At 68.9% G+C, this 12,271-nt stretch carries 9 protein-coding genes; 5 read left to right on the plus strand and 4 right to left on the minus strand.

The window, feature by feature from the left end; genetic code table 11:
* Positions 1 to 6 precede the first annotated feature (6 nt).
* From gspD to FHR66_RS01340, 3 genes are all read left to right on the plus strand, one after another.
* Positions 7 to 2,307, plus strand: coding sequence for a type II secretion system secretin GspD (gene gspD / locus FHR66_RS01330; protein ID WP_160970288.1), 2,301 nt, complete (start codon positions 7 to 9; stop codon positions 2,305 to 2,307).
* 243 nt (positions 2,308 to 2,550) lie between these two features.
* On the plus strand, positions 2,551 to 3,204 hold the full coding sequence (locus FHR66_RS01335; protein WP_160970290.1) for a hypothetical protein: 654 nt from the start codon (positions 2,551 to 2,553) through the stop codon (positions 3,202 to 3,204).
* Between the two features lie 46 nt (positions 3,205 to 3,250).
* A complete protein-coding gene (locus FHR66_RS01340) occupies positions 3,251 to 4,084 on the plus strand; it encodes a glycosyltransferase (protein WP_160970302.1) in 834 nt (277 codons plus the stop codon).
* A gap of 523 nt (positions 4,085 to 4,607) precedes the next feature.
* Here the strand turns inward: FHR66_RS01340 and FHR66_RS01345 are convergent.
* The 4 genes from FHR66_RS01345 to FHR66_RS01360 form a co-directional block, all read right to left on the minus strand.
* Positions 4,608 to 5,339 (minus strand): UTRA domain-containing protein, encoded by a 732-nt coding sequence (locus FHR66_RS01345; protein WP_160970292.1) that lies wholly within the window; start codon positions 5,337 to 5,339, stop codon positions 4,608 to 4,610.
* A 161-nt stretch (positions 5,340 to 5,500) separates the two neighbouring features.
* Positions 5,501 to 6,073: a nicotinamide riboside transporter PnuC gene (gene pnuC, locus FHR66_RS01350; RefSeq protein ID WP_160970294.1), complete on the minus strand. Its 573-nt coding sequence runs from the start codon at positions 6,071 to 6,073 to the stop codon at positions 5,501 to 5,503.
* A 391-nt stretch (positions 6,074 to 6,464) separates the two neighbouring features.
* Complete coding sequence (locus FHR66_RS01355) at positions 6,465 to 8,645, minus strand: TonB-dependent siderophore receptor (RefSeq protein WP_160970702.1); 2,181 nt, start codon at positions 8,643 to 8,645, stop codon at positions 6,465 to 6,467.
* A gap of 92 nt (positions 8,646 to 8,737) precedes the next feature.
* Positions 8,738 to 9,889 (minus strand): phosphotransferase enzyme family protein, encoded by a 1,152-nt coding sequence (locus tag FHR66_RS01360; RefSeq protein ID WP_160970677.1) that lies wholly within the window; start codon positions 9,887 to 9,889, stop codon positions 8,738 to 8,740.
* Positions 9,890 to 10,321: 432 nt separating this feature from the next.
* Between FHR66_RS01360 and FHR66_RS01365 the strand changes: the two genes are divergently transcribed.
* Positions 10,322 to 11,167: a glycosyltransferase family 2 protein gene (locus tag FHR66_RS01365; protein WP_160970675.1), complete on the plus strand. Its 846-nt coding sequence runs from the start codon at positions 10,322 to 10,324 to the stop codon at positions 11,165 to 11,167.
* A 153-nt stretch (positions 11,168 to 11,320) separates the two neighbouring features.
* Complete coding sequence (locus tag FHR66_RS01370) at positions 11,321 to 12,271, plus strand: hypothetical protein (RefSeq protein ID WP_160970673.1); 951 nt, start codon at positions 11,321 to 11,323, stop codon at positions 12,269 to 12,271.

Here is a 12,271-nt window from a genome sequence, read left to right on the forward strand (position 1 = left end):
GATCGCATGACGCCGCGTCTGTTTTCCCTGTTCCTCGCCATCGGCCTGGTGGCCGGCTGCGCCACCACGCCCTCGCCGGACGTCCGTCGCGGCGCCGCGATCAATCCCCAGGTCGGCGCGGCCGGCAGCACCCAGAACGACGGCGAGGGCGGCCCGGCCGATCCCAATGCCTTGCCCGAGCGCGCCACCCCGGTGATCCGCCGCGGCAGCGGCACCATGATCAATTCCGCGGCCGCCGCAGCGCCAGCACCGTCGCTGGGCAACGCCAGCAGCGGCAGCGCCACCTTCAACTTCGAGGGCGAATCGCTGCAGGCGGTGGTCAAGGCCATCCTCGGCGACATGCTCGGGCAGAACTACGTGATCGCGCCGGGCGTGCAGGGCACGGTGACCCTGGCCACGCCCAAGCCGGTGTCGCCGGCGCAGGCGCTGAACCTGCTGGAGATGGTGCTGGGTTGGAACAACGCGCGCATGGTCTACAGCGGCGGCCGCTACAACATCGTCCCCGCCGACCAGGCCCTGGCCGGTACGGTGGCGCCGAGCACCGCCTCGCCGGCCAACGCGCGCGGCTTCGAGGTGCGCGTGGTGCCGCTGAAATACATCTCCGCCAGCGAGATGAAGAAGGTGCTGGAGCCGTACGCGCGACCGAACGCCATCGTCGGCATCGACGGCTCGCGCAACGTCATCACCCTGGGCGGCACCCGCGCCGAACTGGAAAACTACCTGCGCACCGTGCAGATCTTCGACGTCGACTGGCTGTCGGGCATGTCGGTGGGCGTGTTCCCGATCCAGTCGGGCAAGGCCGAGCAGGTCGCGGCCGACCTGGAGAAGGTGTTCGGCGAGAACAGCAAGACCCCCAGCGCCGGCATGTTCCGCTTCATGCCGCTGGAGAACGCCAACGCGGTGCTGGTGATCACCCCGCAGGCGCGCTACCTGGACCAGATCCAGGAGTGGCTGGATCGCATCGACAGCGCCGGCGGCGGCGCGCGGCTGTTCTCCTACGAGCTCAAGTACATCAAAGCCAAGGACCTGGCCGACCGCCTGGCCGAAGTGTTCGGCGCCGGCGGCGGCAACCGCGGCGACTCCAACGCCTCGCTGATGCCGGGTTCGCAGATGAGCCAGTTGAACGGTGGCGGCCTAGGCGGCTTCAACGGCAGCGACAGCAGCGGCCTGGGCGGCGGCAGCTTGGGCGGGAGCCTGGGTGGCAGCAGCGACAGCCTGGGCGGCGGCAGCAGTTCTTCCGGCAGCAGCGGCGGCGGCCTCGGCAACGGCAGCCTGCAGCTGTCGCCGCGCACTGCCGGCAACGGCAGCGTGACCCTGGAAGTGCAGGGCGACAAGGTCGGCGTGTCGGCGGTGGAGGAAACCAACACCCTGCTGGTGCGCTCGACCCCGCAGGCCTGGCGCTCGATCCGCGACATAGTCGAGAAGCTCGACGTGATGCCGATGCAGGTGCACATCGAGGCGCAGGTGGCCGAGGTCAACCTGACCGGCAAGTTGCAGTATGGCGTCAACTGGTTCTTCGAGAATTCGGTCAACGCCTCTGCCGATTCCAACGTGGCCAACTCCACCGGTCTCGGACCGGGAGCAGGCTTGCCCAGTGCGCAGGGCCGCAAGATCTGGGGCGATATCGCCGGTAAGATCACCGGCAGTAGCGGCCTGGGCTGGACTTTCCTAGGCAGGAACGCCGCAGCGGTGATCACGGCGCTGGATCAGATCACCAACGTCAAGCTGCTGCAGACGCCATCGGTGTTCGTGCGCAACAACGCCGAGGCGACGCTCAATGTGGGTACGCGCATTCCGATCAATTCGGTCAGCGTCGACACCGGCCTGGGCACCGGCACTACCTACTCCTCGGTTAACTACATCGACACCGGCGTGATCCTGAAGGTGCGCCCGCGGGTGACCAAGGACGGCATGGTGTTCTTGGACATCGTGCAGGAGGTCAGCTCGCCCGGTGCGGCGCCGACAAATTGCGGCACCAGCGCTGGCACCAGCACCGCCTGCAACGTGCCGATCAACACCCGTCGGGTCAAGACCGAGGCCGCGGTGCAGAGCGGCGACACCATCATGCTCGCCGGCCTGATCAGCGACAGCACCACCGACGGCAGCAACGGTGTGCCCTACCTGAGCAAGCTGCCGGTGGTCGGTGCGCTGTTCGGACAGAAGACCCAGGACAAGAGCCGCAACGAAGTGATCGTACTGCTGACCCCGACGATCGTGCGCAACCCGCAGGAAGCGCGCAATCTCACCGACGAATACGGGCAGAAATTCGAGGCCATGAAGCCGCTGCCGGCACGCGGCAAGAAGTAAGCGGACACTCCTGTGTGCGGCTTGCTGAAACGCAGGCCGCGCACACGATCAAGTCGCTAACCGATCAAGTATCTTATGTGGATGCGGTCAGGCATGGTGGAGTGCGATCTTTGCTGTTGCGAGGCTCAATTTTGATCTGCCGCTAGGATTTAGCCTTTTCTGCCTTTCAACGGAGTCTGTGGATATCCAGTCTGATGTAATGTCCTGTTTCAGTGGCGAGCAAGATGAATTACAGGAGGTTTTATGCGTAAAGAATGCGCTCTTCTGCTTTTTGCTGTTTCCGGCGTGTTGCCTTTAAGTGCGCATGCTCAAGTAGTGAACGGAGCGTTCAATAGGCCTGGTCAGCCTTGGGTATGGGAAACCGCATTCGGCAAGTCCGGTGCTTTTTCGAGTTGCGCGAACGCGACTTACACTCAGGGCGGGGCGAGATTGGGTGGTGCCACAGAGAGTCCGGCCGATGGTTATGTGGCGGTCGTGTCGTTCGACTATAGAGGAGACGTGGGAGCGAATAATCTGTGTGGGCGCGTGTCCCAGACCTTCGTCGTTCCCGTTGCGGCGAAACTGAGCTTTGCCTACAAGATCGGGGATATCTTCCAGCCCGCATCGACTCCACGTACTTTTGAGACGGGATACCTGTACGTCACGATCAAGGATTTGGCCACAGGAGCGACGGAGTCCCTGGCTTCTTACAGCGGTAGAAACCAGGAGCAGCAAAGCTGTTCCGTGACACAGTCGTGTCCGAGGTTCAGGCAGGTGAGCAATATAGACATGTCGAAGTACGCCGGGAAGCAAGTGACGGTCACGATATCGGGCTACACATCGAACTATGTAACCAACTTGGGCGAAGTGCAGAATGTGCCTTCCATGGTGTATGTCGATAATTTTTTCGTGAATTGAGTGATGAGCAGAATATGCGTTTGATCCCGGGCTTGCAGGTGTCTGTATAGACCTGCCCATCGTGCTGCTGGCGGTCGGCGTCGACGACGTCGCGCTGGACGCCTGCCTGGGCGCGCTGGAGGCGAACACGCCGGCCGGCACCCGTGTGTGGCTGGCCGACGATGCGCAGGCCGGGCCGCGCGGCATGCGGGTGATCGAGGCCTGGCTGGCGCGTACGCGCCTGCAGGCCGACTACACGCGGCGGCCGCGCATGCTCGGCGAAGTCGCGCATGTAGACGAGATGCTGCGCGCCTGCGGCGACGCCGACGTGGCGGTGCTGGCTGCTGATGCGCAGCCCGGGCCGGGCTGGTTGCTGCAGTTGAGCGCCTGCCTGGCGCGCGATGCGGCCATCGCCAGCGCCACGCCATGGAGCAATGCCGGCGAAGCCTGCGCGTGGCCGCGGCTGGGCGAGATCAATCCGCTGCCCGAGGATCCCGAGCGCCTGGCACGGGCCTGCGCGGCCTTGCCACCGCTGCATCCGGAACTGCCGTCGGCGGTGTGCCATGCGGTGGTGCTGCGCGGGGTGGCGCGGCAACGCGCCGGCGGCCTGGACGCCAGCAGCTATGGCTCCTGGTATGCGGCGCTGACCGACCTGTCGCTGCGCATGGCTGGACTCGGCTGGCGCAACGTGCTGTGCGAGACCGCGCATGTCGCGAGCAGCGGCGAGGGCCGCGCCGCCGACGGCGACATGGACGCGCTGGCCACGCGCTGGCCGGCCTGGCACGCGCGCCTGGCCGGGTTCCTGATGCACGATCCGCTGCGCGCCTGCCGCGAGGAGTTGCAGCGCCTGTACGACACGCTGCCGCCACCGGATCCGCAACGCGCGCTGTTCGATGCGTAGCCTGGCGCCGCCCGACCTGCGGCGTGCGCATTGTTGGACGCAATCCGGCCGCATCTCGCTGTGGCGCTATCTCGAGAACGAGCGCAATTACCCCGGCTGGCATCTCAACGCAGATCCAGATGGATGCCAGTCCCTGCTGGCCCGCTTGATGCGTTGGTCACCGATGGCGGCGGTTCACGTGCTATCGCGATCACAGCACCCACTAAGGCCGAGCTTGTCGTTCCAAACAATCGGCGCGGCCGCGCTGCGTGGGTCGCTCCGGAGAAGCTGCGCCTCACCTTCTCGACAACCGATGATCTGTGGTCGTTTCCAGCGGATCTAGCGCCGGCCGCACTCGACATTGGCGCGGTCTGGCTTGCAGCCCTGCGAGACGGGATCGACGGTATCCCGAAGGGGCGGGGAGACTATTGCATCGGCAGGGGCGATCTTCGCCTGCGGTTCTGGTGGTGACGCGGGAGCGACCCAGATGGCCATACAAGCCACTCCCGGCAGCGCGCCTGCGCGGCGATATGCAGAGTCAGCCTCATTCCGGCGGCGCGTACACGTCCACCGACACTTCCAGCACGTCGTGGCGCCAGGACTCGATGTCGAATTCCACGGCGCGGCCGTCGGCGGCGTAGCTGACGCGTTGCAGGCGGAAGCAGGGCGTGCCGGCGGTGGACTGCAGCAACGCGGCCTGCTCGGCATCGAGCGTGGCCGGATACATCGACAGCCGGCTGCGCGCCTGCTGCAAGCCCAGGCGTTGGGTCAGTACCGCGCTCAGCGAGCCGGCCAGGTCGTGGTCGAGCAGGTGGGGTGCCCACGCAGCGAGAATCGCATTGGTCTCCAGCAGCACCGCGCGGCGCCCGATCCAGCGCCGGCGCCGCAGCACGAACACCTCGGCCGCGGGATCGTCCAGGTGCAGGTGCCGGGCGAGCGCCGGGCCGGCCGGCTGGCGCTGCGCGGCGAGCAGTTCGGTGCGCGGTACGCCGCCCTGTGCCGCCACGTACTGCATGAAGCCCGCGATGCTGTTGGGGTCGTGGCGCACCCGCGGCGCGCTGACGAACCAGCCGCGACGGTTCTCGCGGTAGATGTGCCCGTCCGATTCGAGTTGCTGCAGGGCCTCGCGCAAGGTGATGCGGGTGCAGCCGAACAGCGCGGCCAGTTCGCGCTCCACCGGCAGGCGTTGGTCGGCACGCCATTCGCCAGCGGCGATGCGCGCCAGCAGCGCATCGGCAATGCGCTGGGCGAAGCCGGCGGTGGTGGCGAAGCTCATGCGAAGTCCAGGGCGTGGTGAAGCGTGGCTGACAAGACTACGCCGCCGGCAAGCCCGCGGACGCTGCGTGAGCGTCTGATGGTCGTATGGTCGCTGCGCGCCGTTCGCCCCCCGACGACGGCGCGCGTCGCGCCGCTAGCCAGCGAAAAGGGAGCGGCGGGTCAGGCGAGGGATTGTGCACGGCGCAGATCCGCCTGCCACAGCCGCAAGCCGTACACCGCCAGCACCACGAACCCGGCGTATAGCGCGGCGGTGGGATACAGCCCCTTGTAAAGAAACACGCCGACGTAGACGCAGTCCAGCACGATCCACAGGCCCCAGTTGGCGATGCGCTTGCGCGCGGCCCAGACGCTGGCGACCACGCTGAACGCCGACAGCGCCGCATCCAGCCATGGCAGCGCGGCATCAGTGTGCCGGTGCATCCACCAACCCAACAGCGCCGCGCCGGCGGCGCCGGCCAGTACCGAACGCACGCCTTCGGCCCAGGGCAGCGAGCCGACCTGGACCTTGCCGTCGTCGCCGAGTCCCTTGCTCCAGCGCCACCAGCCGTAGCCCTGCAGCACCACGTACAGGCCCTGCAGCAGCATGTCCGAGTACAGCTTCCACCGATAGAACAGCCACGCGTAGAGCAGTACCGCGACCACGTTGACCGGCCAGCACCAGCGCACCCGCCGCGCGGTCAGCCATACGCCCAACACGTTGATCAGCACGGCGAGGAGTTCGAGGGGGGACATGGGTGGGAGGCCGGGATTGGGGAGTGGGGATTGGGGATTGGGGATTGGAGGGGTGCGCGAGCGCGCAGCATTGCGCTCGTTTTTGTAGGAGCGGCTTCAGCCGCGATAGGCGTTACCGGGAAAGCCCGTCGCGGCTGAAGCCGCTCCTACAACGGCCCTCAGCACAGTTGGCGTTCGAAGAGGGGATGGTGAATGACGTCATCGTGGATCAAGGCATCTGAATCAGGACATCTCGCAAACGCATGGGATCGTGGGTGTTGCACGAGCGGCTCCAGCCGCGACCGGTCAGCGGCAGCGCGTCGCGGCTGAAGCCGCTCCCACACCAGTAACGCATCCGCATCTAGCTTCGGCTTTTACCAATCCCCAATCCCGATTCCCCGATCCCGGCCCTTCAAAAATCGAACTGCAACGCCAGCCGCGCGGTCCGCGGCGCGCCGAGGAACAGATAGTCGTCGCCTTCGTAGGCGCCGACGTCGCGCCAGTAGCGCTTGTCGGTGAGGTTGTCCACGCTCAGCCGCAGCGTGGTCGGCACCGTGCCCAGTCGGGTGGCGTAGCGGGCGCCCAGGTTGTAGACGCTGTAGCCGCCGACGGCGACCTGGCCGCTGCGGTCGGCGTACTTGGCGCCGCTGTACTGCGCGCCGCCCAGCAGCGCCAGGCCGCGCACGCCGGACACGTCCCAGGTGGCCTGGGCGCTGGCGCGCAACCGCGGCACGTTCAGTGCCTGGTGGCCTTCGTCACTCGGTGTGCCGGTGCCCTCGGCGCGCGCGCGGATGCCGGCGACGCTGGCCTGCAGATGCAGCCCGGCGCCCAGCGTGCCGGCGGCGGACAGTTCGATGCCGCGGTTGTGCAGGCGGCCCTGCTGCACGAACAGGAAACTGCCGTCGGCCTGCGGCTGCGCGTACTGGTTGGCTTGGCGCATGTCGAACAGCGCCGCGCCCAGGGTCACGCCGTCGCGCTCGTACTTCATGCCGGCCTCGCGCTGGTAGGCGCTGGTGGGGGCGAGGATGCTGTCGGCGTTGCTGGCGAACCACGGCGCGGTGCCGCCCGGGGCCAGGCCCTTGGCGAAGCTGGCGTACAGCGACAGCGACGGTTGCACCTTGAACAGCAGCGCCGCCTGCGGCAGCAGCACCGAGCGGCGCGTTTGCCGGGTCAGGTTGCCGTCGCGGTCCCAGGCGCGTTCGTCGTAGCGCACCTGGCGCGCGCCCAGCAGCAGCTGCCAGGCATCGCCGATGCCGATGCGGTCGCTGGCCAGCAGGGCAGTCTGTTCGCTGTCCAGGCGCCGACGCTTGGGGCCGAGCACGGCGTCTGCCGGCGCCAGCAGCGGCGGATCGGCGTCGATGTTGCCGCTGCCGATCATTTCATTGATCGAGCCGTGGCGGTCGATGGTGCGATGCAGATAGTCGACCCCGACCTGGAACTGGTGCTGCAGCACGCCAGTGCTGGCGCTACCGCTGGCGATCGCCTGCAGTTCGTCGTTGCGGCGCCTGTCGGCCGGGCTGCGGTAGTCGTAGATGTCGTAGTCGCCTTCGCGGCTGAAGTAGTTGGGCACCGCGTCGCCGGCGCAGCTGGCCGCGCCGTAGCAGCCCCAGGCGAAGCTGGAGTAATCGTCGATCAGCGCGCGGCTATGCGATGCGGCGACGTGCACATTCCAGGCGTCGCTGAAGCGGTACTCGTAGCGCACCTGCGCATTCAGCGCCTCGATGCCGACCGGCTTGGACCACGGTTGGTAGGCGAGCAGGCGATGCACGGACACCCCGCTCGGCAACTGCGTGCCGCCGAGCAACTGGTAGCCCGGCACCGAGCGCTGCTGGCGGTCCTGGTATTCCACGTCCAGCTGCAGGGTCGATTGCGGATCGATGTTCCAGTCGGCGGCCAGCGACAGGAAGTTGCGGTGGCCGTCGGCGTGGTCGACATAGCTGCGCAGCGTCTCGTGCGCAGCGTTGACGCGCAGGCCGAACTGGCGCTCGCTGCCGAACCAGTCGCCCAGGTCCACCGCCGCGCCGCGGCTGCCGTCGTCGTCGCCGCTCAGCACCAGGCTGCGCACGTGCTGCGGGCGCTTGGTCTGGTAGTCGATCACCCCGGCCGGGGTGGTGATGCCGGACAGCACCCCGGACAGGCCCTTGAGCACCTGCACCTGCTCCTTGTTCTCCAGCGCCACGTTCTGTTCGCCGGCGATGGTCAGGCCGTTGATGCGGTAGCTGTTGGCCGCGTCGAGCGAATAGCCGCGGACCAGGAAGTTCTCGTAGTAGCCGATCGGCGCGTAGCTGTCGCCGACCGCGGCGTCGGCGCGCAGCACCTCGCTGAGCACGCGCACCTGGCGGTCGGACAGCTGGGTGCGGTCGATCGTGTCGATGGCCATCGGCGTATCCAGCAGCGGCGCATCGCCGTAGCCGCTCAGGCTGCTGCGGTTGTGCGGCTGGCGGCCCTGCACGTTGACGGCGTCCAGGTCGACCGGGGTTTGCGTCGCGGCGGATGCCGGCGCTGCGTCGGCGGCCAGGGCCGGCAGCGGCAGCGCGATGGCCAGCGCCAGCGTGAGAGCGTGCGGGGCGGGGAAGCGGCGGGTGGGAAGCATGCGGGACGACCTCGGGCAAACGAAACGAAAGAGGGAAGCGGCACGCCCGCGCAGTGCGCGGACGACAGGCGTGACGGTGTCGAGACGGCGGTTCATGGCGCGGCCGCGGCGCGCCGCTGCAGATGTCGCAGCAGGCGCTGGCCCTCGTCCTCGCCATACCAGGCGGCGTGGCCGAGCAGGTAGCGGCGGTAGGCGATCTCGGCGTGCGCATCCGAGCCGGTAATGCCGGCGAAGTACTCGATCTCGCTGAGTGCGAAATCGGCATGCACCAGCGGCAGCAGCGCAGTCAGCAAGCGCAGTTGCGCCGCGTCCAGCGGCAGCAGCGAGGCGTAACCCTGCAGCAGCGCGTCGAGCTGGTCGAGGTCGGCGACCGCGCTGCCGCCGTCGTCCAATTGCAGCCACGGGATCAGGTTGCGTTCGATCGCGGTGGCCAGGTCGAACAGGGCGAAGGTGCGGTCGGTCAGGCCGAAATCGAACACTGCGCTGACCGTGCTGGCCGGGCCATGGCCGCGCCACAGCAGGTTGGAGGCATGCCAGTCGCCGTGCGTCCACAGCGCCGGCGGCGGTGTCTGCAGCAGCGGCCAGGCCTGCGCGTGCCAGGGCAGCAGGTGCGCGCGCAGGTCGTCCTGCCAGTCGCGTTGCTGCAGCCACGCCGCCAGCGCCGGGCGCCGCGCCAGGTCGTGTTGCAGCGCCTGCAACGGCTGCGGCTGGACGAACAGGCGCAGGTTGGCGACCAGCACAGTGGTGGTGCGCGGCGGCGCCGCGTAACTGGCGGCGGCGCGGTGCAGCGCGGCCAGCGCGCGGCCGGCGGCGGCGGCATGGGCGGTGTCGGCGAACGGCGTCCACGACATCGCCTCGCGGTAGCGGTCCTCGCCCTCGCCGGCGCGCAGCACTTCGTAGGTCCAGTGGCCGCGCCGCACCGCGCTGGCGCCGTCGCGGTCGCGCAGCACCTCCGGCACCGGCATGCCGCGCGCGCGCAGGTGGGCGATGAAGGCGTGCTCTTCGCCGAGCGCGTGCAGGTCGCGCACGCGGCGATGGTGGCGCTTGACGAACAGCGTGCCCGCGGTGGTCTCGACCTCCGCCGCCGCCGAGAACGGACGCGGACTGTGCCAGCGCAGGGCGCGCAGGCGACCGGGCACGGGGTACTGCTGCAGCAGCGCCTCCACCTCGCCGTCGGACAGCGGCGGCCAGTCGGCCACGACGGTCTGCGTGCCCATGCCGTGCATCTGGTGGCGGGCGCTCATGCGCGCGCCTCGTGGCGTCGGCGCGACCCAGTGCGCCACGTTGGCGGCTGCATGCCGGGCATGCAATGCGCTGCGGCGCGGCTTTCGCGGATGGTTGGTCTAGACCAGGAGCGGGGAGGCCTGGCGGAGGGCCCGGTCGCGCGATCGGGAGCGGGGACGGTGGCGCCGCCGGCATCTCGGCATGCGCGCGGGCTCAGGTGGCGCGCGCGGTGTGCGGGGTGGGGCGGCAGCCTGGGACAGGAAACAACGCTGACCGGCATCTGCACTGGGCGAAGGAGAGGGCACGGATCGCTCCGTCTCCCGCACGCGCGGGGCCGCAGGCGGCCGCGCAGCGCACGGGGCGCAGAGTATGCGCGGCAATCGCCGCCGCCGCCATGCCCGCCGCGCGCGTGGCGGGCGGCGCATGCGGGAGACATGCGGGATAATTGGCGGATGAGCGAACAGCAGATAGCCGTGGTGGTGGTGACCTACGAGAGCGGCAGCACCATCGATGCCTGTCTGCAGCGGTTGCGCGCGGCGGCCGAAGTGGCGCAGATCCGGGTGATCGACAACGCCTCGCGCGACGACACCCTGGCGGTGGTGCAACGGCATGCGCTGGACGATGCGCGGGTGCGCTTCATCGCCAATCCCGACAACCCCGGCTTCGCCACCGCCTGCAACCAGGGCGCCGCGGCCAGCGACGCGCCGTGGCTGGCCTTCGTCAATCCCGACCTGATGGTCGAGCCCGACACCCTGGCCCAACTGCGCGCGCAGGCCGCCGCGCTCGGCGAGGCGCTGCTGGGCGTGGAGCAGGTCGACGAGCACGGCCGCGCCGACGCCGCGGTGCGGCGACGCGATCCGGACTTCGCGGCGATGCTGCGGCATCCGCTGGCCGGCTCGCGGCTGGCGCTGGCGGCCGACCCGGCGCAGCCGCTGCAGCCGGTACCGGCATTGTCCGGTGCGCTGATGCTGTTGCCGCGTGCGCTGTTCGCGCGCATCGGCGGTTGGGACGCCGGCTACCGGCTGCATGCCGAGGACCTGGACCTGTGCCGCCGCGCGCGCCAGGCCGGGGCCACGGTGGCGGTGCTGAACACCCTGCGCGTGCTGCACGTACGCGGCGTGTCCAGCCGCAAGCGGCCGTGGTTCGTCGAGTGGCACAAGCACCGCGGCCTGTGGCGCTACTTCCGCAAGTTCGAGGCACCGACCCGGGCCTGGCCGCTGCGGGTGGCAGTGTGGGCGGTGATCTGGCTGCATGCCTGGGTCACCTTCGCCCGGCTGTGCTGGCGCCGCCCAGGCTGAACGAAATCGGCCGCGTTGCGCGCGCGTGCGGCATAGCAACATAAATTCGCTATATTGGGAAGTGCGTCACTTAACAAATGGCGTGTTCCGCCGATTTCCTCCCTGGGCCGCGTCTGCTTTTCCGGTTCGGGGACCCCCACCAGGAACTCAACCATGCATGATTTCGATGGCGTGCGTCCGCGCACCCGCGCGCGCGCTTGCGCGCCCGCTATGCCCATGCCTGCTGCCGGCAGCGCCACGCCTGCGCGCCGCGCGCGGCTGGCGCTGGCGCTGCTCGCGCTGGCCGCCGGTCCCTGCTACGCCAGTGCCTGGGTCGACGAGGCCGGCCACGGGCTGGTGATCCTCAAAGCCAGCCACACCGATGGCGGCGCGGTGTTCAACAGCCACGGCCAGTCCGGCAACTTCCCCGATGCCGGGCGCAGCCGCCAGGACCAGCTCAATCTCTACGGCGAATACGCGCTGACTTCGGACCTGACCCTGGTCGGCAACTTCTATTTCAGCAAGGTCGGCTACCGCAACGACAGCGGCTATGGCGATCGCCACAGCAGCGGCTGGTCGGATCAGGAAATCGGCCTGCGCTACCGGCTCGACCCGGACGGCCGCGACGGTCCCTGGCAGGGCGCGCTGCAGGTGCTGGCACTGGTCCCCGGCTACGCGCGCCAGCGCGACGGTGAGCGGCCGGCGCTGGGCCAGGGCGACTACGGCGCCGAGCTGCGCTACAGCGTCGGCCGCGGCTACCGGCTGGGCGAGCACGACGGTTATGTCGATCTGGGCACGGCGGTGCGCCTGCGCGGCGGCGATGCCTCCGACGAGGCACGGCTGGACCTGTCCAGCGGCGTGGCACTGGCGCCGCGCTGGATGCTGATCGGCGAGTTCAACGTGATCCAGAGCCTGGGCAACGGCAAGGGGCCGAACCGGATCTACGCGCCCGGCGACAACACGCCGATCCGCGGCAACAACTTCGATTTCAGCAAGCTGCAGGCCTCGGTGCTGTACACGCTGCCCGGCGGCACGCAGCTGCAGCTCGGCTACCAGCAGCCGGTGGCTGGGCGCAACACCGGCGGCGCGGGCGGCCCGTTCGTCGCCGCCTGGTGGCGGTTCTAA

The organism is Xanthomonas sp. F4 (assembly GCF_011761895.1).

What these genes read in the sequence shown, in the direction of transcription:
- gspD (WP_160970288.1), top strand. Translation starts at nt 7, where the DNA reads ATGACGCCGCGTCTGTTTTCCCTGTTCCTCGCCATCGGCCTGGTGGCC.
- FHR66_RS01335 (WP_160970290.1), top strand. Translation starts at nt 2,551, where the DNA reads ATGCGTAAAGAATGCGCTCTTCTGCTTTTTGCTGTTTCCGGCGTGTTG.
- FHR66_RS01345 (WP_160970292.1), bottom strand. Translation starts at nt 5,339, where the DNA reads ATGAGCTTCGCCACCACCGCCGGCTTCGCCCAGCGCATTGCCGATGCG.
- pnuC (WP_160970294.1), bottom strand. Translation starts at nt 6,073, where the DNA reads ATGTCCCCCCTCGAACTCCTCGCCGTGCTGATCAACGTGTTGGGCGTA.
- FHR66_RS01355 (WP_160970702.1), bottom strand. Translation starts at nt 8,645, where the DNA reads ATGCTTCCCACCCGCCGCTTCCCCGCCCCGCACGCTCTCACGCTGGCG.
- FHR66_RS01360 (WP_160970677.1), bottom strand. Translation starts at nt 9,889, where the DNA reads ATGAGCGCCCGCCACCAGATGCACGGCATGGGCACGCAGACCGTCGTG.
- FHR66_RS01365 (WP_160970675.1), top strand. Translation starts at nt 10,322, where the DNA reads ATGAGCGAACAGCAGATAGCCGTGGTGGTGGTGACCTACGAGAGCGGC.
- FHR66_RS01370 (WP_160970673.1), top strand. Translation starts at nt 11,321, where the DNA reads ATGCATGATTTCGATGGCGTGCGTCCGCGCACCCGCGCGCGCGCTTGC.